General features: G+C 59.4%; 22 protein-coding genes. 15 read left to right on the forward strand and 7 right to left on the reverse strand.

The window, feature by feature from the left end; all coding sequences use genetic code 11:
* Nucleotides 1-14: 14 nt before the first annotated feature.
* Nucleotides 15-1421: a 3-isopropylmalate dehydratase large subunit gene (gene leuC, locus LC354_RS01160; protein WP_223420997.1), complete on the reverse strand. Its 1407-nt coding sequence runs from the start codon at nucleotides 1419-1421 to the stop codon at nucleotides 15-17.
* A gap of 206 nt (nucleotides 1422-1627) precedes the next feature.
* Between leuC and LC354_RS01165 the strand changes: the two genes are divergently transcribed.
* The 3 genes from LC354_RS01165 to rlmH all read left to right on the forward strand — a co-directional run bounded on the left by LC354_RS01165 (nucleotide 1628) and on the right by rlmH (nucleotide 4049).
* On the forward strand, nucleotides 1628-2995 hold the full coding sequence (locus LC354_RS01165; protein WP_399202718.1) for a mechanosensitive ion channel family protein: 1368 nt from the start codon (nucleotides 1628-1630) through the stop codon (nucleotides 2993-2995).
* A 213-nt stretch (nucleotides 2996-3208) separates the two neighbouring features.
* Complete coding sequence (gene rsfS, locus LC354_RS01170; RefSeq protein ID WP_317849261.1) at nucleotides 3209-3568, forward strand: ribosome silencing factor; 360 nt, start codon at nucleotides 3209-3211, stop codon at nucleotides 3566-3568.
* A 10-nt stretch (nucleotides 3569-3578) separates the two neighbouring features.
* On the forward strand, nucleotides 3579-4049 hold the full coding sequence (gene rlmH, locus LC354_RS01175) for a 23S rRNA (pseudouridine(1915)-N(3))-methyltransferase RlmH (RefSeq protein ID WP_223420999.1): 471 nt from the start codon (nucleotides 3579-3581) through the stop codon (nucleotides 4047-4049).
* A 110-nt stretch (nucleotides 4050-4159) separates the two neighbouring features.
* Here rlmH and LC354_RS01180 read toward each other — a convergent pair whose 3' ends face one another.
* Together LC354_RS01180 and LC354_RS01185 are read right to left on the reverse strand one after the other, a co-directional pair.
* A complete protein-coding gene (locus LC354_RS01180) occupies nucleotides 4160-4516 on the reverse strand; it encodes a hypothetical protein (RefSeq protein WP_223421000.1) in 357 nt (118 codons plus the stop codon).
* Between the two features lie 36 nt (nucleotides 4517-4552).
* Complete coding sequence (locus LC354_RS01185) at nucleotides 4553-5251, reverse strand: DUF599 domain-containing protein (RefSeq protein ID WP_223421001.1); 699 nt, start codon at nucleotides 5249-5251, stop codon at nucleotides 4553-4555.
* 82 nt (nucleotides 5252-5333) lie between these two features.
* Between LC354_RS01185 and LC354_RS01190 the strand changes: the two genes are divergently transcribed.
* From LC354_RS01190 to LC354_RS01220, 7 genes are all read left to right on the forward strand, one after another.
* Nucleotides 5334-6782: an FAD-linked oxidase C-terminal domain-containing protein gene (locus tag LC354_RS01190; RefSeq protein ID WP_223421002.1), complete on the forward strand. Its 1449-nt coding sequence runs from the start codon at nucleotides 5334-5336 to the stop codon at nucleotides 6780-6782.
* Nucleotides 6783-6846: 64 nt separating this feature from the next.
* The gene (locus LC354_RS01195) at nucleotides 6847-7986 is read left to right on the forward strand and encodes an FAD-binding protein (RefSeq protein ID WP_223421080.1); all 1140 of its coding nucleotides are present in this window, start codon (nucleotides 6847-6849) and stop codon (nucleotides 7984-7986) included.
* Complete coding sequence (locus LC354_RS01200) at nucleotides 7983-8333, forward strand: hypothetical protein (RefSeq protein WP_223421003.1); 351 nt, start codon at nucleotides 7983-7985, stop codon at nucleotides 8331-8333. Before LC354_RS01195 ends, LC354_RS01200 begins: the two co-directional genes overlap by 4 nt.
* A gap of 10 nt (nucleotides 8334-8343) precedes the next feature.
* Nucleotides 8344-9657, forward strand: coding sequence for a glycolate oxidase subunit GlcF (gene glcF / locus LC354_RS01205; protein WP_223421004.1), 1314 nt, complete (start codon nucleotides 8344-8346; stop codon nucleotides 9655-9657).
* A gap of 82 nt (nucleotides 9658-9739) precedes the next feature.
* Entirely contained in the window at nucleotides 9740-10537 is a 798-nt protein-coding gene (locus LC354_RS01210; RefSeq protein ID WP_223421005.1) for a trypsin-like serine peptidase, read from the forward strand.
* 137 nt (nucleotides 10538-10674) lie between these two features.
* The gene (locus LC354_RS01215; protein WP_223421006.1) at nucleotides 10675-11139 is read left to right on the forward strand and encodes an Hsp20 family protein; all 465 of its coding nucleotides are present in this window, start codon (nucleotides 10675-10677) and stop codon (nucleotides 11137-11139) included.
* Nucleotides 11140-11258: 119 nt separating this feature from the next.
* Nucleotides 11259-12296, forward strand: coding sequence for an endonuclease/exonuclease/phosphatase family protein (locus LC354_RS01220; RefSeq protein ID WP_223421007.1), 1038 nt, complete (start codon nucleotides 11259-11261; stop codon nucleotides 12294-12296).
* Nucleotides 12297-12551: 255 nt separating this feature from the next.
* On the opposite strand, the gene LC354_RS01225 is transcribed toward LC354_RS01220, so the two are convergent.
* Entirely contained in the window at nucleotides 12552-13520 is a 969-nt protein-coding gene (locus tag LC354_RS01225; RefSeq protein ID WP_223421008.1) for a threonine dehydratase, read from the reverse strand.
* Between the two features lie 225 nt (nucleotides 13521-13745).
* Nucleotides 13746-15215, reverse strand: coding sequence for an NAD-dependent succinate-semialdehyde dehydrogenase (locus LC354_RS01230; protein WP_223421009.1), 1470 nt, complete (start codon nucleotides 15213-15215; stop codon nucleotides 13746-13748).
* Between the two features lie 77 nt (nucleotides 15216-15292).
* Here LC354_RS01230 and LC354_RS01235 point away from each other — a divergent pair, with 77 nt between their 5' ends.
* Together LC354_RS01235 and LC354_RS27965 are read left to right on the forward strand one after the other, a co-directional pair.
* A complete protein-coding gene (locus LC354_RS01235; RefSeq protein WP_223421010.1) occupies nucleotides 15293-16084 on the forward strand; it encodes an alpha/beta hydrolase in 792 nt (263 codons plus the stop codon).
* Nucleotides 16085-16232: 148 nt separating this feature from the next.
* Nucleotides 16233-16556 (forward strand): aminopeptidase P family N-terminal domain-containing protein, encoded by a 324-nt coding sequence (locus tag LC354_RS27965; protein ID WP_399202724.1) that lies wholly within the window; start codon nucleotides 16233-16235, stop codon nucleotides 16554-16556.
* Nucleotides 16557-16558: 2 nt separating this feature from the next.
* Here the strand turns inward: LC354_RS27965 and LC354_RS27970 are convergent, their stop codons facing one another.
* Together LC354_RS27970 and LC354_RS01245 are read right to left on the reverse strand one after the other, a co-directional pair.
* Nucleotides 16559-16825 carry a hypothetical protein gene (locus LC354_RS27970; protein WP_399202726.1) on the reverse strand — a complete coding sequence of 89 codons (267 nt, stop codon included), beginning with the start codon at nucleotides 16823-16825 and terminating at the stop codon, nucleotides 16559-16561.
* A 425-nt stretch (nucleotides 16826-17250) separates the two neighbouring features.
* Entirely contained in the window at nucleotides 17251-18354 is a 1104-nt protein-coding gene (locus LC354_RS01245) for a Hint domain-containing protein (protein WP_223421011.1), read from the reverse strand.
* A gap of 249 nt (nucleotides 18355-18603) precedes the next feature.
* On the opposite strand from LC354_RS01245, the gene LC354_RS01250 reads away from it, so the two are divergent.
* From LC354_RS01250 to LC354_RS01260, 3 genes are all read left to right on the forward strand, one after another.
* Nucleotides 18604-19680 carry a coiled-coil domain-containing protein gene (locus tag LC354_RS01250; RefSeq protein ID WP_223421012.1) on the forward strand — a complete coding sequence of 359 codons (1077 nt, stop codon included), beginning with the start codon at nucleotides 18604-18606 and terminating at the stop codon, nucleotides 19678-19680.
* A 185-nt stretch (nucleotides 19681-19865) separates the two neighbouring features.
* On the forward strand, nucleotides 19866-20015 hold the full coding sequence (locus LC354_RS01255; protein WP_223421013.1) for a hypothetical protein: 150 nt from the start codon (nucleotides 19866-19868) through the stop codon (nucleotides 20013-20015).
* The gene (locus tag LC354_RS01260; RefSeq protein ID WP_223421014.1) at nucleotides 20016-21134 is read left to right on the forward strand and encodes a hypothetical protein; all 1119 of its coding nucleotides are present in this window, start codon (nucleotides 20016-20018) and stop codon (nucleotides 21132-21134) included.
* The last annotated feature ends 4 nt before the right edge of the window (nucleotides 21135-21138 follow it).

Here is a 21138-nt window from a genome sequence, read left to right on the forward strand (position 1 = left end):
CGCGTTGGCTGTCTTTACATCATGTCCCGCACATCGGTGAGCTTGCCGGTGATCGCTGCCGCAGCGGCCATTCCGGGGGAGACAAGATGCGTGCGCCCCTTGTAGCCCTGACGGCCCTCGAAATTCCGGTTGGACGTCGAGGCACAGCGTTCGCCTTCGGCCAGTTGGTCCGGGTTCATCGCAAGGCACATGGAACAGCCCGCCAGGCGCCATTCAAACCCGGCGTCCTTGAAGATGTCGGCCAGACCCTCTTCCTCGGCCTGTGCGCGCACGAGGCCGGATCCGGGAACGATCATGGCACGCAGACCCTCCTTGATCTTTTTGCCTTTGAGGATCGCCGCGGCGGCGCGCAGGTCTTCGATGCGGCCGTTGGTGCAAGAACCTATAAAGACCGTGTCGATTTCGATGTCGGTCAAAGGGGTGCCGGGCGTCAGGCCCATGTAATCCAGCGAGCGTTGCGCCGCGCCGACCTTGCCACCTTGAAAATCACTTGCAGACGGCACGACGGCGGTGATCGGCAACACGTCTTCGGGGGAGGTTCCCCAGGTCACGACGGGTGCGATATCTTCGCCTGCAATGGTGATGACCGCGTCCCAATGGGCATCGTCATCGGAATAGAGCGTTTTCCACCACGCCACGGCAGCTTCCCACTGTGCACCCTTTGGGGCATGCGGGCGGCCCATGCAATATTCATAGGTTTTCTCGTCGGGCGCGATCAGACCTGCGCGCGCGCCGCCTTCGATGGCCATGTTGCAGACGGTCATGCGTCCTTCCATGGACAAATCACGGATCGCTTCGCCGCAATACTCAATGACATAGCCGGTGCCGCCGGCCGTGCCGGTCTTGCCAATCACTGACAGCGTGATGTCCTTGGCGGTCACACCGGGGGCCAGTTTGCCGGTGATCTCGACCTTCATGTTCTTGGATTTCTTCTGGATCAGCGTTTGCGTCGCCAGAACGTGCTCGACCTCGGATGTTCCAATCCCGTGGGCCAGCGCGCCGAATGCGCCGTGCGTCGCGGTGTGGCTGTCGCCGCACACGACCGTCATGCCGGGCAGGGTCCAACCCTGCTCGGGGCCGACGATGTGCACGATCCCCTGACGGACGTCGGACACGGGGTAGTAGTGAATGCCGAAATCCTTGGCGTTCTTGTCGAGGGCTGCGACCTGAATGGCGCTGTCCTCAGTCATGTTCTTGGGATCGTTGCGGCCGGGTGTTGTCGGCACGTTGTGATCAGGAACGGCAATGGTCTTGTCCGGGGCGCGGACCTTGCGATTTGTCATGCGCAGCCCTTCGAAGGCCTGGGGACTTGTCACTTCATGCACGAGGTGACGGTCGATATAAAGCAGGCATGTCCCATCTTCGGCCTCGTGGGCGACGTGGGCATCCCAGATTTTGTCATACAGTGTCTTGGGGGACATTGGTCCTCTCCCTTTGTGTGAATTCGATAACCGTCTGGACGGGGGCGCCTTGGCTTATAGTCGGGCCAGCACGGAATGCGTCGCGCCGTAGAAGCGTTCGCGCAGTCGCGCGCGATCATCCATATCAAAGAGGCGTCTCATAGGGATGTGCAATAGCGCGCGGCGGGCATTGCTGCAAGCGGCGGTTGCTTGTCGGGGTCGGGGGGATGTGCCAATCTTACAAGATGGAGACAATTGATCAGGATTTGGCGCAGGTCCTTATGTCGGCAGACGAGATATGGACCATCGTCTTTCAGTTTTTCGAAAATATCGCCGCGCCGGGGTGGCGGCAGAATCAGGTGATCATCCTGATAGTGCTGGCGCTTATGGCGTGGTTTCTGAGCGGCCCGGTGGTGACCTATATCGAGCGCCGCGTGCGCGCCCGCGAAGGGTGGTCGAAATGGCAATTGCGCGCGATCGTACAGATCAAGCGGCGCATGGGCCTGATCCTGTTCGTCGCCTTCTCGGGATCGGTTTATCTGGTGATGCGTGAGGTCACCTGGCCGTCACGCTCCTATCTGATCGGGCTGGTGTCGCAGATCGCGCTGGTCTGGCTGCTGATCGCCTATCTGGGGCGGTTGGTCCGGAACCGCTTCCTGCGCCGCAGCGTGGTATGGGCGATGTGGATTTACGCCACGCTGTATCTGGTGGGTCTGCATGACGAAGTGGCCGAGGGCCTGGACGGGTTGGCGTTCGAGTTGGGTACGTTCCGGCTGTCACTGCTGACTCTGATTCTGGCGGCGGTAATGGTGGGCGCGCTGGTCACGGGCGCGCGGATTGTGTCTGGGGCGATGGCGGCCAGTATCCGGCGCAACGAAGATATCAGCCCCTCCATGCAGGTTCTGGCGGTCAAGGCCGTGCAGATCGTGCTTTATGGGTGCGCCTTCTTCATTGGCGTGCGGTTGGTTGGGCTTGATCTGACGGGGTTGGCCGTCTTGTCCGGCGCGATCGGCGTGGGATTGGGGTTTGGTCTGCAAAAGGTGGTGTCGAACCTCGTGTCCGGCGTCATCATCCTGCTCGACAAGTCAATCAAGCCGGGGGATGTGATTTCACTGGGTGAAACCTTCGGCTGGATCGAGACGCTGGGTGCCCGCTATGCTTCTGTGGTGACGCGGGACGGCAAGGAATACCTGATCCCCAACGAAGACCTGATTACCGGACAGGTGGTCAACTGGTCCCATTCCAACGAATTCGTGCGTTTGGATATCTATTTCGGCACGTCGTATGGGTGCGATCCTCATATGGTGCGCAAGCTGTCGATCGAGGCTGCCAAGGGGGTCGAGCGGGTTCTGACAAGTCGACCGCCCGTTTGCCACATTGTCGGCTTTGGCGACAGTTCCGTCGACTACATCCTGCGATTCTGGATCACGGACCCGACCGGCGGGCTGACCAATATCCGCGGCAACGTTTATCTGGCGCTTTGGGATACGTTCAAGGCCAATGACATTTCGATCCCGTTCCCGCAGCGGGAAGTGCGCGTGCTGGGCGAGGGTGTCCACCAAGTTTTGCCGGAAGACACCGAGGAATCCCGCTGAGAAGTTTCGGAGCTTGCACGGGGAATTATGCAAATATGCAGCACTTTGCCGCCGCGTTCTGGGCCGAAGGGGACAGGCTTCATTGAAATGTCACGAAAGGGTTGCTATTCTCAACTTATCCCAGCGCCGGGGATCTGGCGGCGCGGTTCATAGGAGGACAATGTCCTGTCAATCTCTGCTCAAGCGGTTCAACCCGCTGTTGGAGCCTCGGCCCTGATGGCCGTCGCCGCAACCCAGGCCACGAGCGAAACGCTGCTGGCCGCCGTACTCTCCTCACTTAACGATGATAAAGCCGAAGACATCGTGCAGATCGACCTGCGCGGCAAAACGGCCATCGGCGATTACATGGTGATCTGTTCGGGGCGCTCATCCCGGCAAGTGGCAGCCATTTCCGAGAAACTGGTCGAGCGGTTGAAGGCACAGTTCGGTCGGACGGCCCGTATCGAAGGCAAGAACACTGGCGATTGGGTGCTGATCGATACCGGCGACGTGATCGTGCATGTCTTCCGCCCGGAAGTGCGCGACTTCTATCAGTTGGAGAAAATGTGGCAGCCGACGGCGGCCAGTAACTGATTCTCGACCGATGCGGTTTCATCTGTGCGCTGTCGGGCGTTTGCGTGGCGGCGCCGAAGCCGATCTGATATCTGATTATGTAACGCGTTTCAACCGGACGGGCCGGGCCTTGGGCCTTGGGCCGCTTTCTGTCGTGGAAGTCGAGGACCGCAAAGGCGGCGGTATGGCGGCGGAAGCAATCTTGTTACGCCGCGCCCTGCCCAAGGGGGCCGTGATCTGTTGCCTGGATGAGCGTGGCACTGTGGAGCCGTCACCGGCCTTTGCGCAGCGTCTGGCTGCCTGGCGGGATTCCGGTCGGTCGGATGTGGCATTTGTCGTCGGCGGGGCAGATGGCATCGATCCGACGTTGCGGGAAGAGTCGGACCATCTGTTGTCCTTCGGCGCAATGGTTTGGCCTCATATGCTTGTGCGGGTGATGCTGAGTGAACAGCTTTACCGTGCGGCCTCGATCCTCGCGGGTGGGCCATACCACCGGCTGTGATCCAAAGGCCGCTGCGCGACGCGATGTTTCGGGGGCTCCGCCCCGGTCCTTCGGACCTCCCCGGAGTTTTTTTCTGCAAGATGAAGAGATCCCGGACCTGCCCGCGCCTCTTATGGGAGTTTGACGATCGTGGTTCCCTTGTTCCAGCCATTTGGCAGATCGCGGGCCTGAACCTGAACTTGGGTGGTACCCGCCGGGATCACGACGCCGTCGAGGCTGCGCGTGAAGGGTTGTTCGTTTTCGTGCGGATGGTAGAGCACCCGCATGCCCAGTTCTGTGCCATCCATATCAAGGATACGCCAACCGTCCGCGTAATGATCCCATCCGGTGTCGTCGTGTCGGATGGTCACTGTGAACTTGTACGTTTCGGATCCTGTCTGCGTCACCGCGACATACTCGACAAGGGGTTCGCTCGCGAAGACCGGTGATGCCGTTGCAAGGAAGAGGAGGGAGATAAGCTTTTTCATTTCGTCCTTATAGGGCCCCTTTCGGGCCTTGTCCGTTCACGTGTCTGTGCTTAGCAAAATAGTTCGGGAACGTGACGCAAATTCACGCCGCCAGATGACGGCAAGGGTGAAGACTGTCGCCAGCATCAACGCAATGGGACCGGCCAGCCATGCCACAACCGTCAGCGCAAAATAGACCGAGCGCAGTCCGCGATTGAATGACCGGGCCGCCGTCACGTTGATTTCGCCCGCCTGGTTTGCCCGGGGAATGCAGGTGGGGTTGCTGGCATCATTTGGGACAGCTGCCATCAGGACTGCAGCGTAGCCGAACAATCGATTGGCCCAGGCAAATTTGAGGAACGCGTTGGTGAGGAAAAGTATCAGAACGACCAGCTTCGCCTCCCAGACAAAGGTGGGATTGTCCATCAGGATCAGGTCGTTTGCCACGCCGGTCAATCGTTCGGCATTCCCGATGACCGCCAATGTGCCGCCCAGTGCAATCAGGGATGTGGATGCGAAAAAGGCGGTGCCCTGCCGCAGGCTCGACAGGATCTGTGCATCGAAGATCCGGGGATTGCGTGTGATCATCTCCAGCATCCATTCGCGCCGGAACCCGGCCATGATCTGCGATGTGGAGGGGCTTTTGGCGTTTGAATGTTCGATGCGCCAGCCGATCAGCAGCCATCCGGCAATCAGCAGTGCGAGTGCCGCAAAATCAAGCGGCGCAAAGAGTGAAATGCGGTCGATCCATGTCATGCCTGCTCTTACACCGGAGAATTCATGATTGCATCCCGCTTAAATTGGTCATATTATTTTACCAATCCTGAGGAGGCCATCCATGCACATGCCTGTACCCGATTCCGCGATTATTGCGCGCAAGGCGCGTCTGGTCGAACGTTTGCACAAGGTCCTGCCTCAGGATGCCGTCATAGATGACCTGGTGGAGACGCGCGCCTATGAGTGTGACGCGCTGACGGCCTACCGCTGTCCGCCCATGGTTGCAGTCTTGCCCTCTACCACGCAGGAGGTGTCGGATGTTTTGCGACTGTGCCATGAGGAAGGCGTACCTGTCGTGCCCCGTGGGTCGGGCACATCGCTGGCCGGAGGCGCTTTGCCGACGGCGGATTGCGTCATACTGGGTGTGGCGCGGATGAACGAGGTGCTGGAGACGGATTATGACAACCGTTTCGTACGGGTGCAGACTGGGCGGACCAACCTGAGCGTGACCGGTGCTGTCGAATCGGATGGGTTTTTCTATGCGCCGGACCCGTCCAGCCAGTTGGCCTGTGCCATTGCGGGTAATATCGCGATGAATTCAGGCGGGGCCCATTGTCTGAAATATGGCGTGACGACCAACAACCTGATGGGCGTCACACTGGTGCAGATGGACGGCACGGTGGTCGAGATTGGCGGGGCGCATCTGGACAGTGGCGGCCTCGATCTTTTGGGCGTCATCTGTGGCTCGGAGGGGCAATTGGGGGTCGTCACAGAGGCGACATTGCGGATTCTGCACAAGCCCGAAGGCGCGCGCCCGGTCCTGATGGGGTTCGACAGCGCCGAGATTGCGGGCGCGTGCGTGGCCGATATCATCAAGGCGGGCGTTCTGCCCGTGGCCATCGAGTTCATGGACCGGATGCTGATTGAGGTTTGCGAAGACTTTGCCAAGGCCGATTATCCGCTCTGCGAGGCGTTATTGATCGTGGAGGTCGAAGGGTCGGCGCCTGAGATCGACGCGCAACTTGCGCTGATCATGGACATCGCGCGCCGCCATGATCCGGTGGCCCTGCGCGAAAGCGCTTCGGCGGAGGAAAGCGCGCGCATATGGGCGGGCCGCAAGGCCGCGTTCTCGGCCATCGGGCGCGTCAGCGATTACATGTGTCTGGACGGGACGATCCCCGTCTCGGAGCTGCCCTACGTGTTGCGTCGCATTGGCGAGATGTCCAAGCAATACGGTCTGGCCGTGGGCAATGTGTTCCATGCGGGCGACGGCAATATGCATCCGTTGATTTGCTATGATGCGAACAAGCCTGGCGATCTTGAAATTTGCGAAGCGTTTGGCGCGGAAGTGCTGAAGCTCTGTGTCGATGTGGGTGGATGTCTGACGGGCGAGCATGGCGTGGGTATCGAAAAGCGCGATTTGATGGGCTATCAATATGCACCCGCCGATCTTGAGGCGCAGATGGCGGTCAAGGATGTGTTTGACGACAAGTGGTTGCTGAACCCGGCCAAGGTGTTTCCGCTGGACAGTTCCGAGCCGCGCCGTGCAACACAGATGGCTGCGGAATAGCGTTTTCTGTCCGATGCGGGGGCCAGCCCCCGCCCCCCGGGTTATTTAAGGCCGAAAGAAAATGATGAAGTTGACGACAGAAGCTGAGGTTGCGGAATGTGTTGCGGATGCGCGGGGGCCTTTGGCTCTGCGCGGGGGCGGTACGCGCGCTGTCGGTCGTCCTGTTGTCGGCGATGTGCTGGATGTGTCAGGGCTTTCGGGCGTGACGCTTTATGAGCCCGGCGCGCTGACCATTGTGGTTCAGGCGGGTACGCCTGTCTCGGAGATCGAGAGGACATTGGCAGGCGAAAACCAGCGATTGGCCTTTGAACCCTATGACCTGTGCGGCCTGCTTGGCACCTCCGGCGCGTCGACTATTGGCGGGGTGATTGCCACCAACGCCAGCGGGCCACGTCGCATTCAGGCTGGTGCCGCCCGTGATTTCGCTCTGGGGGTGCGCTTTGTCGATGGAGCAGGGACGGTGATCAAGAATGGCGGCCGGGTGATGAAAAACGTCACTGGCTATGATCTGGTCAAGCTGATGGCCGGGTCCTGGGGCACGCTGGGGGTGCTGACCGAGGTGAGCCTCAAGGTGCTGCCGGGGGTTGAGGATGTGACCACTCTGGTGATCCCCGATGTCTCAGCGCCGGAGGCTGTGGCGGCGATGTCGCGCGCTTTGTCCTCGTCCTATGAGGTGAGCGGTGCGGCGTGGATCGAGGGGGCCGTTTGGTTGCGCCTCGAAGGGTTTGCTGCCTCTGTGGCTTATCGTGCTGGTGCGCTGCAAAAGATCCTCGCGCCCTTTGGCGAGAGCGCGCTGATGCCGGACGCTGATTGGACAAGGGTGCGGGATGCGCAGCCTTTGCATGGGGCCGAGGCCGTATGGCGCGTTTCGGTCAAGCCCAGCAATGGTCCGCTTGTTCTGGGGGCCCTGCCCGAAGGCTGCGACAGCCTGATGGACTGGGGCGGCGGGCTGATCTGGATCGGGCAATCGGGCGGGAACCCTGCTGCAACCCATGCGGCCCTGCAGGCTCATGTGGCGACGCTGGGCGGCGGTCATGCGACCCTGATGAAAGGCCCTGAAGCCTTGCGCGCCGCGGGTCCGGTTTTTCAACCCGAAGCGGCGGGCGTTGCGGCCCTCAGCGCCGCCTTGCGCACCCGTTTCGATCCGCGCAGTATTCTAAATCCGGGCCTGATGGCGGCGGAACCCGTACGGGCCGCCGGATGATCCTTGCATATGTTCTTGTGGCACTGGTCTCAGTGGCTTTGTTCGCCGGACTGGTCCTGATTGAGGACCGCCGCCGGGGCGGTCTGATCGGGCAGATTGGCACGGTTTTTGGCGCGGGCATGCTGTTGGTCGCCTCTACGTGTTCAAAAGACGGGCAAGCGACAGCGTGGCCCTTTTCCGCTCTGTTGGTGGGCGGGGTTGGCGTGTTGTCTGCCGCGACCGGCGGCATGGGCTATCACCTTTTCCTTGGGCGGTTCACATCCTTGCAGGCAGCCCGGGGTGCATTCTTTTGCGTATCGCTTGGGCTGGCGGCGGTTCTTGGTGCCGCACTGCGTTTTTTGATCTGAAGGACACGTCATGCAAACAACTTTTACACCCGAGCAACTGACCGATCCGCAGATCCAGCGTTCCAACGACATTTTGCGAAACTGTGTGCATTGCGGGTTCTGCACGGCGACCTGCCCGACCTATCAGGTGCTTGGAGATGAACTCGATAGCCCCCGTGGCCGAATCTATCTGATCAAGGACATGCTGGAGAATGACCGTGTGCCTGACGAAAAGGTGGTCAAGCATATCGACCGCTGTCTGAGTTGTCTGGCCTGCATGACGACCTGCCCCTCGGGCGTGCATTACATGCATTTGGTGGATCACGCCCGCGAATACATTGAAGACAACTACAAACGCCCCCTGACCGACCGGATGCTGCGCTGGGTTCTGGCCCAGATCCTGCCTTACCCGATGCGCTTTCGGGTGGCGCTTCTGGGGGCCAAGATCGGACGACCCTTCGCATGGATGATGCCCGATGCGCGGTTGCGCGCGATGCTCGATATGGCGCCCAAACATATCCCGCCCGTCAGCCGCAATGACGACCCGCAAAGCTTTGCACCTATCGCGCCCAAAAAGATGCGCGTGGCGTTGATGACCGGATGTGCGCAAAAAGCGCTGAACACCGATATCAACGACGCCACGATCCGCCTGCTCACGCGGCTTGGGGCCGAGGTGGTTGTGGCCGAAGGGGCAGGGTGCTGCGGTGCGCTGACCCATCACATGGGCAAGGCGAAACAAAGCCAACAGACAGCGGCCAGGAACATCGCGGCATGGACCCGCGAAATGGACGGCGCAGGCCTTGATGCCATCGTCATCAACACCTCTGGCTGCGGCACGACAGTCAAGGATTACGGGCACATGTTCCGCAATGATCCGCTGGCAAAGGATGCCGCGCGGGTGGCAGGCATCGCCATGGATGTGAGCGAAGTCTTGATGAAACTCGACATGGACAAAGGTGCGCCGCAGGACATGACCATTGCCTATCACGCGGCCTGCTCGCTCCAGCATGGGCAACAGATCAAGACCTATCCCAAGGACCTGCTCAAACAGGCCGGGTTCACGGTGGTGGAGCCGCGCGACAGTCATCTCTGCTGTGGATCGGCGGGCACCTACAACCTGATGCAGCCCGAGATTTCCAAGCAATTGAAGGACCGCAAGGTCGAAACGTTGATGGCCAAGAATCCCGACATCATTGCCGCCGGGAACATCGGCTGCATGATGCAGATTGGCTCGGCAGCGGGGGTTCCAGTGGTTCATACGGTCGAATTGCTGGACTGGGCGACAGGCGGTCCGCGGCCACCAGCCCTTGATCGCGCCCATAGCGATGTGCCGATTTTGCGCTAAATTGGTTCCGGTGCCCCAATTCTGCCCGGATTGCCGGATATGGTGGACTTCGATGGCTGTTGGTATCGGAGTTTGGTAGTCTATGAAACACTGGATGGCCTTGTCGCTGTTGGCGATGTTCATGGCGACGGCTGGTCTTGCCCAGGATGCCGCTCTGAAACGCCTGAACAATGGTGTGGAAGCCGCCGCATGGGAGGCTGTGGGCCGCCTGAACATTGGTCGCGACGGGTTTTGCACCGGCGCGTTGATTGCCCCCGACATGGTTCTGACGGCGGCGCATTGTCTCTTTGACAAGAAAACAGGCGCGCGCATCGATCACGACAGCATCGAGTTTCTAGCCGGTTGGCGCAACGGGCGCGCCTCTGCCTATCGCTTTGTGCAACGCGCTGTGGTGCATCCCGAGTATGAATTCAGCACGGATGTCTCTGCAGGTGTGGTCGGCAATGATCTGGCCCTGCTCGAACTCAACCACCCCATCCGTGACGGCAAGATCGTGCCCTTCAACACCAGCGCCCGACTGCAACGTGGCGCGCGCGTGGGCGTGGTCAGCTACGGCAAGGGTCGCTCCGAAGCGCCCTCCTTGCAGGAAGTATGCACCGTGCTGGCCCAGCAGCAGGGGGTTCTGGTGACATCCTGTTCGGTTGATTTCGGCAGCTCCGGCGCGCCAATCTTCGCGTTCGAGAATGGCGAAGCGCGGATTGTCTCCGTAGTCTCGGCCAAGGCGGAGCTCGAGGGGCAAGCCGTTTCGCTGGGCACGCCTCTGGATGCGCCACTGAGCCGGTTGCGCGCAGAATGGACCGCAACGAAACATGATCTGAAAGTGCGGGTGCGTGTCGGCGAAAAGCGCCGCGATACCGGCGCAAAATTCGTAAAACCCTGAAAAAGGGTCTTGAACGCTCGAAATCCCCACCCCACATTAATCTCATCGGATGCCCGAACCGGGGTCCGACTATAGCAACCCTGGCGCTTGTCCATGATGGAAAGTGCTGAATTGATATCGCTCAAGTGAGGATAACTATGCGTACATATGACTTTGCACCGCTTCACCGCGCAACCGTTGGCTTTGACCAGATCGCAGACCTTATGAACCGGGTCACGGCGTCGGAATCTTCTACCAACACCTACCCCCCGTACAACATTGAAAAAACCGACGACGATGCGTACCGCATCTCGATTGCAGTGGCCGGTTTCTCTGCCGACGACCTTTCTGTCGATGTAAAGGAAAAATCTCTTGTCGTGTCTGCCAAGAAGGCCGAAGAAGAGGGCAAATCCTATTTGCATCGGGGCATCGCGACCCGCGCGTTCGAACGCCGTTTCCACTTGGCGGACCACGTTGTCGTGACAGGCGCGTCGCATGCTGATGGCATGCTGCACATTGATCTGGTCAAGGAAGTCCCGGAGGCGCTGAAGCCCCGTCGGATTGAAATCTCTGCGCAAAAAGCCATCGAAACTGATGTGGTTGACGCCAAAGCCGTCAACTAACTGGTCAGACGAGAGACACAGGCTCAAGCCCGGATTGCGTCAGGCAGTTCGGGCTTTTTCTTTTCCGATTCTCCTTTTCCCGCTACAATGGCGCTATTTTCAAGAATTGGATTATTCGGATGACACAGCATCACATTGCGTTCTGGAATGTCGAGAACCTGTTTGGGCCAGAAGACCACGCACCGCGCATTCCATGGGTGGCTGACGCCATGCGGCGAGATTTGCGCGGGTGGACTCAGGCTCTCTATGACACCAAGCAGGATCAGCTGGCAAAGGTCATCACCGCGTTGAACGGCGGGAAAGGGCCCGATATCCTCGGGCTTTGCGAGGTCGAGGATCGCTTCGTTCTGGATGATCTGGTTGCGCGTGTCGATGCCGGAACGGGGCGGCGCTACGGTGTGGTTCACGCGGATAACTTGCGCGACAAGCGTGGTATCGACACGGCTTTCATCTTTGACGCGGCGCGTTACTCCGTGGATACGGACCTGGTTTTCAGCCATTTTGTGATCCGCAGGACTGGAACGCGCGATATCCTCCAGGCAACATTTCAAACACCCGAAGGGCGTGCACTGGTATGTTTGGCCAACCACTGGCCTGCCCGTTCGGGCGGGGTGTTGGAAAGCGCAGGCTTTCGCGCGACGGCCGGGGAGACACTGGCCTATTGGCATGGCCGCATTCGCGAGGAAGCGCCGGATGGCAAGCGCGCATGCATCGTCGCCATGGGCGATCTGAACGACGATCCATGGGACGGGTCGGTGTGCTCGAACGCGAATGCCACGCGGGAACGCGGGGATGTGGAGCGCGCGCAGTCGCCAAAGTTTTACAACCTGAGTTGGGAATATCTGAAGTGGGCATCCAGTACACGGACTGGAACAGAGCGCGTTCTGGACGGCACCCTTTACTACAACAATGATGGAAATATTTTCGATCAGATCCTGATGTCGCGACCTTTGCTGGATGGTGGCGACGCAGCTTTCAAGATGATCTCTGGCACCGGCGGCCCCGAACCGATCGCTGACATGGTCAGCCACAGGATGGGCGAAGGTGCGATCCGCTTTGGGCTGCCAAAGGGAAATGCGGCAAGGAATGTAGATGCGACCGGGTACTCTGATCACTTCCCGGTATCCGTGATTTTGGAAGAAGGGCAAGGGCCTTGAATCGTGGATGGCGCTGGACAGGGGGCCAGCCCCCTCGGCGCCAAAGTGCCTCACCCCCGGAGTTTATCTGGCAAGATGAAGCGAGGGATCAGATCCGCCCTTCATCTTGCAGGCTAAACTCCCCCCGGAGGGCCGGGTTCAGCTTGTCTCGTGTTACGAGTTTGAAAGGGCGGCAATCATCCCTTGTTCATTAAGGGTGTGGTTCGGGTTCGGGCGGTTGCATCCATATCGCCCGATTGGGAGGATCTTAACAGATTAGGGGGTCGGCGTGTGTCCGCCAAGTACGGCTTGGAACCATCGCGTGTCGATGTTGCCCCCGCAAAGGATAATGCCGACTTTCTTGCCCTGCATCGCCACGCGTTCCTGCATCAGACCGGCAAGCGGTGCCGCACCTGCCCCTTCGGCCACGTTATGGGTCGTGGTGAAATAAAGCCGGATGGCGTCGGCAACCTCGCCATCACTGACGGTAATGATCCGTTCCGCACCTTTGGAATAAACATCGAAGGCGTCCTGAACGGGGATGCGCACGGCCATGCCGTCGGCAAATGTGTTGGCCGAATTTGTCTCGATCAACCGGCCGGCGTCCATCGACAGTTTCGCTGTTTGTGCGCGGTCCGAGACAACCCCGACGATCTTGGTTTTCAAACCCATGGCGTCGCGGGCCATAATCGTGCCGCAAATGCCCGAACCGCATCCGATGGGTACGTAGACAGTGTCGAGGTCGGGATGTGCGTCAAACAGTTCATACGCGTAGGTCGCCACGCCTCGGACCAGCTCCCGATGGTAGGGCGGGACCAAAAACAGCCCTTCCGCCTCCGCCACACGGATCGCTTCCATCCGGGCCGTGTCGAAATCCTCGCCATATTCCACAAGGTCAGCCCCGAAGGCGCGCATTGCCGCATTTTTTTCCACCGAATTGCCATGCGGCACATAGACTTTGGCCGTCAGACCGGCACCTGTGGCGGCCCAGGCCTGCCCCTGTCCGTGATTGCCACGTGTTGCCGTGCAGATGCCGGGGATGTCGGGATGCTTACGCCTGAGCCAATCGATGAAAGTCAGCGCACCGCGCACCTTGAACGCGCCTGTTGGCGTGTGGTTTTCGTGTTTCACAAATGTATGCGCGCCCGTTGCCGCATTCAGCAGTGGATAGCTGTATTGCGGCGTTGCGGGCATCCGCGCATGGACGAAGCGAGTTGCTGATTTGATCTCTTTCAGATTGAACATGGCGCAGTCTTTCTGTGCGGCCTAGCCAGTGTTAACCGTGATCGATGGAACGCTGTGTCCTATCGATCAGACAGGGCGGTCGGGCCTTTGCTGGTGTCAATCGGGGAACCGATGCACGGGCCTGACAAAGCTGTCAGTGATCCGTCCAAGGGTGATGCCGCAGTTGCGATACTCTGCGCCCCTGTTCAGGCGCAGGGCAGGTTCATTCATTGATGATAGAAGGTGTCAGACACTCATGCAGACATATTTCATCTCCAGATAATCCTCGATCCCGTGGTGCGATCCTTCGCGGCCCAGACCGGATTGCTTCACGCCTCCGAAGGGGGCCAATTCGGTTGAGATGATGCCGGTGTTCACGCCCACGATCCCGTATTCCAGCGCTTCGGAGACCTTGTAGACGCGGCTGAGATCGTTGGCGTAAAAGTACGCCGCCAGACCAAAGATCGTGTCGTTGGCCATGGCGATCACTTCATCCTCGTCTTCGAACTTGAACAGGGGGGCGAGGGGGCCAAAGGTTTCTTCCTGTGCGACTTTCATGTCCTGCGTCACACCGGTGAGGATGGTGGGCGGAACGAAATTGCCGTCCATGGGGTCACTGCTCAGCAAGACTTTTGCACCTTTCGATGTGGCGTCAGCGATGTGATCTGCGACCTTCTCGATGGCTTTGGCGTTGATCAGCGGGCCGAGATCGGTCTCTGCATCAAGACCGTCGCCTATTTTCATCGCGGCAACCCGCGCGTGCAACTTGGCGGCGAAAGCGTCATAGACCCCGGCCTGCACATAGATCCGGTTGGCGCATACGCAGGTTTGACCATTGTTGCGGAACTTGCACATGATCGCGCCTTCGACGGCGTCGTCCAGATTGGCATCATCAAAGACGATGAACGGCGCGTTGCCGCCCAACTCCATCGAGCATTTCATGACTTGCTCTGCGGCCTGAGCCAGCAGGATACGGCCAACGGCCGTCGAGCCGGTAAAGGTCAATTTCCGAACAGCGGGGTTTTCGCAGAATTCCTTGCCGGTACTGGACGAGTCAGAGGTCGTGATCACCTGGAATACGCCTGCCGGGATGCCCGCTCGTTCTGCCAGCACACCCATTGCAATGGCCGACAGCGGTGTCAATTCGGCGGGGCGCGCTACAAAGGCGCAACCGGCGGCGAGCGCAGGGGCGGCCTTGCGGGTGATCATCGCGTTGGGAAAGTTCCAGGGCGTGATGGATGCCGCGACACCGATCGGTTGCTTGAGCACCGTAATCCGTTTGTCGCGCTGATGGCCGGGAATTGTTTCACCGTAAATGCGCTTGGCCTCTTCGCCAAAGAATTCGACGAAGGACGCGCCATAAGCAACTTCGCCCTTGGCCTCGGCCAGCGGTTTGCCCTGTTCGGCGGTCAGGATGATTCCCAGATCATCCTGATTGGCCATCATCAGTTCATACCATTTGCGCATCACGCCTGCGCGTTCCTTGCCGGTCCATTTGGCCCAGTCCTTTTGCGCGGTTTCCGCGGCGGCGATGGCTTCGGCGACCTGAGCGCGGCTCAGATCGGCAACTTCGGCGATAACGTCCCCGCGCGCCGGGTTTATGACATCAAAGGTGCCGTGGTCGCCGTCGATCCACGCGCCATTCACATAGGCGCGGGTTTCCAGCAGGCTGGGGTCCTTCAACAGGGATTTGAGGTCTGTGGTCTGATCAAGCATCGGATTTCCTTTCGGGGCTGGCATATCTCAATCAAGCCCGGCTAGGATTGTCCAGTTCCAAACCGGAGAATGCTGCGATGCCAGACATGGATGATGCCTATGCCAATGGGGCCTATATCGCGGATGCTGCGGCGTATCCACCACGCTGGGCAGCCCAGGCGGCGGCCTTTCGCAACAGCCTTGGCGACCGTATACAAAACGGTGTTTCCTATGGCCCCTCGCCGCGTATGGCGTTTGACCTTATGCAGTCCGAAGGCGTGTCCAAAGGCACGGTGATCTTCGTGCATGGCGGCTATTGGCTCAAGTTTGATCGTACGTATTGGTCGCATTTTGCTGCGGGGGCGCTGGCACGGGGCTGGACCGTTGCAATGCCGTCCTATGATCTGTGTCCCGATCTGCGGATTGCCGGGATTACCCAGCAGATCGCACAGGCCGTTATGACGGTGGCGGACATGACCACCGGTCCGATCAGTCTGGCCGGGCATTCGGCGGGTGGGCATCTGGTGGCGCGGATGCTCGCGCCGGGCATGTTGCCTGAGGCGGTGCGGGTGCGGCTGTGCCATGTGATGCCAATCTCGCCCGTGGTAGATCTCGAGCCGCTTTTGAGCACCGTGATGAACGCTGATTTCAGGATGGATACAGCCATGGCACGCGCCGAAAGCCCGGTGCATCAACCTGCACCGACTGTACCGGTAACAGTCTGGGTTGGGGCCGACGAACGTCCGGTTTTCCTCGATCAAGCACGCTGGCTGGCCGAGGCTTGGGGCTGCGATCATGTGATCACCCAAGGCGAACATCATTTCAACGTGATTGACGCATTGGCTGACCCGACCTCTGACATGATCCGTCGCTTGACGATGGCCCCCTAGGTCGGCAACGGGGAATATAGGCTGCGGGCGATGACGTCGTCTGCGTGGCGCGGCACCGTTGTCCTGAACGCCGGGGCCTTTCTGAAAAGGAGGGTCAACGATGCCCGTCCGCCCCGACTTCTATCGGTTTCACAATGGCTAACAAGCCGTGCTGCCCTTTGTAGATGCCGAGTATGCCGCGCGCCTTGAGCAGTTGCGTGAACGGATGGATGCGAGAGGTATCGCTGCGGCCATGTTCACGTCGATGTATAACATCGCCTCGCATTCCGGGTTTCTCTACCGCCCCATTGGCCGAATTTATCGCCTTGTGTTGACCGAGCCTGCTTGCGTCACGGTTTATGCGTGCCCACGCTGCCGCGCGGCATTACGGCGACACAATCACCTGTACCGACTGGCAGCGCGACACCTTCCGGCGCGCCGTGCGGGGGGACGGGCGAGTGGGTTGTGGTTGGGGTGGAACGTGATCATTTGACCCTACCGCAACAATTCAAGGTTCAAGTTGTCCTCCAACCCTTTTTTACGGTGGATTTCTATGAGACGACGATGCGCCAACGGAATGGGAAATCCAAGATCAAGATTGCCCTGATCGGCCACGGCGGGCAGGTCGCCGAGGTGGTCGACTTTACCATCCGCGATGCGTTCCGCGCAGGTGTGCACGAGTTTGACGGGCCATGGCAGGGCGCGACGCGGTGGAGAATGAGATCGCCAGGCGTTCTCCGAGTGCCGAATACCGTGAACCATGGGTCAGGTTCCGGTCTGGAAACAACACGGACTTTGTGCAGAATCCGGTGATGGCCCTTGTCGCGTCGCGTGGTGATATCCTGTCACTGACCGATGATTTCGGTCTATTGCGCGGCGCTGGAGCGGACCTCGTTTGTCAAAAACGGTCGATGCGACCTGTCTCAGGCTGTGGGACGCAAATGTGGGCGCCCATGAACTAGGTATGTCCTTGCTGAAACCGGGGGCAAGCTGCCCCACGTGACCCACGCGGCGAACGTAGTTTTCAAGACCGGGACCTGCTACATTATTGCCGCTGTTGACCATCCCGGATGGCCAGCCGGGTGCTGGCAGAGACCGCGAGCATGACGCCCTGATTATCACCGAAGATTGTGCCGACATGTCACCGTATTGCCCTAAGGCCCGGATCACGATGTGATTGCATAGGCTCAGGATGCGCGGGCCAGCGGTGCCGGTTCCAGCGCTGCGCGCTTGTTCTTGATCATACGATAAACCAGTTGTTTTTGAGCGTGTCCCTTTGGGGTCAGGCGCGCAAGTGTTTGAGGTCTGCTGAGCACATCCGGAAACAGGGTCCGGATTTCGTCCATCGCTTCGTCCGGTAGGCCAAGGCGCGTCATCGCCCCCATATATAACGTCTCGGACGGAGCTCCGTTGGCAAAAATGACCTCGTGCCGGTCGCACAGGATATGCCAATAGGTGACGAAAGCGGCCTCTTCTTCCAAGGTTACACCGGGCAGGTCCGACAGTTTGTGCGCACTCACGAACACTTCCGCTGCGCCGAACATGCGCAGTGCAATCCGGGACGTGACCAGCATGCGATGCTGGCGCGACAAGACCAGCGTGTGGTGCGGCAGGCCCCGACCCAGGGCATGTGCCTGAATGCGGATGGGCTGCAGCGGCCCGCGGCACCGGACCGTGCGGCCGCCGATCCAGCGGATCGTTTGGGGGCCGTGATCTTTGGTCAGGACCTGATCTCCGACCTGCAAGTGATTGATTGGCCGCTCCCCTTGCGGTGTCGCGATCAAAGTGCCCGACGCATAGCACGTCATGAACTCGGTATCTTCCCGGCTGGTCGTCATGCCTGAATAATAATTGCCCGCAACACTATCGAGCGACAAGGACTGGATCGGTTTCGCCCCGAGCGCATCCTGATCCGCGTTTTGCGAAAACTCCGGCGCAAGGTACGTGTTGCCATCGGTGTCCTGAAAAACGACGGCGGTAAAGCTGGCCGTGGTTCCATCGGTATAGGTCAGTGTCGCATTGAAGACTGCGGTGGCGTCAAACGTTTGCGCAGGTGCGCCGTTGATGCTGAATTTGTCGTTGCTGAGATGGTTGTTCATGTCATAAGCCGTTGACGTACCGCGCCCGGCGCTGACCTCGGACAGGGTCTGGACGTTCTGGTGCAACGGGGTGCCCGCGTCCCCAAAGCTTTCGCCCACCAGGTCCGACGCGTTTTCGGCTATGTAGTTGCCCTCGGTGGTGTCCATTTTCGCTTGTCGGCCAAGCGAGATTACTTTGAAAGTTGTGGCCATTGCGCTCGCTTCGATGATGACTGTTTTGGCCAACCCTCGTCTGGATGGATAAAGATGGATTGAATCCCGTCGTGCGATTTGCGCGCGTTTTTAGGAAAATCCCCACCATATTTCCGCGCCATATTTCTGGACGGCTTCCTTATGGGGCGAGGATTTGCAACACTTCGTCAAAATTACTGCGGCGCGGGATGTAAATGTGCGTAACATTCCCTATCTGCTTCTCAACGCATTGTTCCGAGGGAGAATTTAATGGCCGATTTCGCAAGTCAGGTGGAAGAATCTCAGACACAGGTGGCCGAGGCGCAATCCCGGATCGCCGAGTTGACCAGCCGGATCGAAGCGGCGGGAGCCAAGATGAAGTCGGGTGACGACATTTCGATGGACATCGAGAACGCCTCCCTTGAGGACGTGCACGCCCATACTGATGTCATGAATGCCAACATCGCCGAGTTGATCATGGGGCTTGACGATGTGACGGCCGCATTTTCCAAGGACTTTGACGAGATGCGCAACAAGACCGGCTGGGAAAGCTTTGTCGGGGTTTTTGCGAGGGCCAAAGCGGAGTCCATGCGTCAGGAACGGGTACGGTCTGCCTCGATCGATGACAAGTTGCAGGATCTTATTTCCAAGTCCGACGTGATTGTGCAGTTGTTGCAGGGTCAATTGACGATGTTGGAAGACCAGAAGACCAAGGTCGAAACCAACCTGACCGAGACGCTGGATGAACGCGAGTTTACCGTACAGGATCTGGCGGCGTTGAAGGTTGACATCCAAGGCATGGATCCGAAAATCATCACGCTTGAAAACCGGATCGCCTCCGAAACCGATGCAGCGAAACGCACGGCACTGGAAACGGAACTGGCCGGGCTGAACAGCCAGTACAATCAGATGGTGCAGGACGAGCAGGTGAAACTCGCCAAGTCACAAACGCTGGAACGCTATATCGAAAAAGGCAAGACCTGGATCGACAGCCTGCAAAACCAGGCGGCCACCCAGATGGTGCTGATCAACAAGCTACAGACGGATACCAAACAGCGGGTCGTACTCTATGACGCGCTGACGAAATCGCTCAAGACGGCGCAACAACAGGATGTGGCGCACCGGATCAACGAGATCGGCGTCAAAACCGACCAGGAGGCGCAGACTGCCATGGCCGGGATCGGGGCGGCGACGAACAAACGGATGGCCGATATGCTGGAACAGCACGAAGACCACATGGTCTTTGCCCGCGAGGTACTGGAGCAGAAGGCCAAGGCGGATGAGCGATTTGCCCGCCGTTTCGCGAAGATCGTGGAGAAACATGACAGCAATGCCTATGGCGGGTAAGCAACACATGCTGCGCCCGAGATTGCAATGTGAGCCTGACGGTCAGGGTGTACCACGACAAGGACCGGCTCGCTCAGGCGACACTTGATGAGACATATGTCTATGCCGCTGTCGGCAGGGAAATACCCGCACCGAAATATAAGAACCAACTGACAACACAGACAATCAAAGACAGGAACGACAGAATGAAACTCGGACTTGCCGCCATCGCGGTCTCTATCCTCAGCCTCATCGCCTCAATGGCATTTGGCGCGCCCGCTTGGGTCAACGGTGTCGGATTTTTCTGCGGGATCGCAGGGCTCTACTTGCTGACCAAGGCGCGCAAGGGCGGGTGAGTGACCACCAGGACCGAAACAATCGGCCTCACTGACCTCTTCGCCTCGCGCCGGTATTTCCAGAAGTTCGAGACGATCACGTCCAACCTTGGGCGCGTCGCGGGCGTGATGGAGGCCGAAGGCGATCTGAGCCGGGATGAGGTCAAGATCCTCACACGCTATCTGACCCAGCTTGCCTTTACCTTTCGCGCCCTTGGTCAAAAATACCTCTTGGTCGGACGCGATACCGGACGTTTTTTTGGGTCGCTCGCGATCGATGCCCGCGAAAGCGGGTTTCCCGCCGCCGAAGAGATCATCACCATGGCGAGCGACGCGCAGCAAGCCGCCCGCCATCTGGAGGGCACGCAATCGGCGGATGAGCTCAAAAAGCAGATGGTCGAAATGATCATCGGTGACCGCGCGGTGCCAACCAAGCTGCAATTCGCCTTGTCGCAGCGGCTTTATTACGAAGACCTGCAACGCGGGACCCTGTTTTGGCCGCGCAATGATCCTCAGATCGTGTGGACCGGCAACATTGATGACACCCGTCGGATGTTCCGCATTCACTGGGCCGTCTATGACAGCCAGGTCAATTTGCCGATCATATACATGATGGAGGTCGAGGACTCGGGCCGGACGGCGTTGCCGAAAGACCAGCGCCGCTGGCCCGAAGCACAAGCCCATCTGATGGCGCAAGCGCTGGGCGGTCTGAAACTGGTCACGATCGCATCGGGCTTTGACGAGGATTTCGACGATCTGCATCCCAAGCGTCTGCGCAGGTTTCACGTGGGTCCGATGTATTCTTCTGCCTTCACCCGGCAATCGGGGCCGATCACGACCGTATTGGAAGCGGCCCGCGCGCCTGAGGGGCAGGACTGGGCCTTGGTCTGGACGGACGAGGACTTGCAATCCGAACGGGTGGTCGAGGAACGGACGGGCTGGTTTTCCTCGGTTGAGCGCGAGATTTTTGCGCTGGATCCCTTTGCCGGGCGCGGAGCGGAAACGGGTACGACCCGTATGGAGCGCAGCATCGTGCTGCCGCAACGCCCCTATCAGGCGCTGCAAGAGATGAATCCACCGGGCTTTGGCTCTGTGCGCAAGTACGTGGTGAGCCCGGCAGGCCGGGTGCTGAGATATTGACTGC

It is taken from the genome of Tateyamaria pelophila (genome assembly GCF_019966495.1).
Classification (GTDB): domain Bacteria; phylum Pseudomonadota; class Alphaproteobacteria; order Rhodobacterales; family Rhodobacteraceae; genus Tateyamaria; species Tateyamaria pelophila.

Bases quoted from the DNA above. Each gene is read 5' to 3' on its own strand.
- LC354_RS01215 (WP_223421006.1), top strand. From the start codon at position 10,675: ATGCGTACATATGACTTTGCACCGCTTCACCGCGCAACCGTTGGCTTT.
- LC354_RS01225 (WP_223421008.1), bottom strand. From the start codon at position 13,520: ATGTTCAATCTGAAAGAGATCAAATCAGCAACTCGCTTCGTCCATGCG.
- LC354_RS01255 (WP_223421013.1), top strand. From the start codon at position 19,866: ATGAAACTCGGACTTGCCGCCATCGCGGTCTCTATCCTCAGCCTCATC.
- LC354_RS01210 (WP_223421005.1), top strand. From the start codon at position 9,740: ATGAAACACTGGATGGCCTTGTCGCTGTTGGCGATGTTCATGGCGACG.
- LC354_RS01190 (WP_223421002.1), top strand. From the start codon at position 5,334: ATGCACATGCCTGTACCCGATTCCGCGATTATTGCGCGCAAGGCGCGT.
- glcF (WP_223421004.1), top strand. From the start codon at position 8,344: ATGCAAACAACTTTTACACCCGAGCAACTGACCGATCCGCAGATCCAG.
- LC354_RS01220 (WP_223421007.1), top strand. From the start codon at position 11,259: ATGACACAGCATCACATTGCGTTCTGGAATGTCGAGAACCTGTTTGGG.
- LC354_RS01195 (WP_223421080.1), top strand. From the start codon at position 6,847: ATGAAGTTGACGACAGAAGCTGAGGTTGCGGAATGTGTTGCGGATGCG.
- leuC (WP_223420997.1), bottom strand. From the start codon at position 1,421: ATGTCCCCCAAGACACTGTATGACAAAATCTGGGATGCCCACGTCGCC.
- LC354_RS01235 (WP_223421010.1), top strand. From the start codon at position 15,293: ATGCCAGACATGGATGATGCCTATGCCAATGGGGCCTATATCGCGGAT.
- LC354_RS27970 (WP_399202726.1), bottom strand. From the start codon at position 16,825: ATGGTTCACGGTATTCGGCACTCGGAGAACGCCTGGCGATCTCATTCT.
- LC354_RS01200 (WP_223421003.1), top strand. From the start codon at position 7,983: ATGATCCTTGCATATGTTCTTGTGGCACTGGTCTCAGTGGCTTTGTTC.
- LC354_RS01165 (WP_399202718.1), top strand. From the start codon at position 1,628: ATGTGCCAATCTTACAAGATGGAGACAATTGATCAGGATTTGGCGCAG.
- LC354_RS01250 (WP_223421012.1), top strand. From the start codon at position 18,604: ATGGCCGATTTCGCAAGTCAGGTGGAAGAATCTCAGACACAGGTGGCC.
- LC354_RS01245 (WP_223421011.1), bottom strand. From the start codon at position 18,354: ATGGCCACAACTTTCAAAGTAATCTCGCTTGGCCGACAAGCGAAAATG.
- LC354_RS01180 (WP_223421000.1), bottom strand. From the start codon at position 4,516: ATGAAAAAGCTTATCTCCCTCCTCTTCCTTGCAACGGCATCACCGGTC.
- LC354_RS01185 (WP_223421001.1), bottom strand. From the start codon at position 5,251: ATGACATGGATCGACCGCATTTCACTCTTTGCGCCGCTTGATTTTGCG.
- LC354_RS01230 (WP_223421009.1), bottom strand. From the start codon at position 15,215: ATGCTTGATCAGACCACAGACCTCAAATCCCTGTTGAAGGACCCCAGC.
- rlmH (WP_223420999.1), top strand. From the start codon at position 3,579: ATGCGGTTTCATCTGTGCGCTGTCGGGCGTTTGCGTGGCGGCGCCGAA.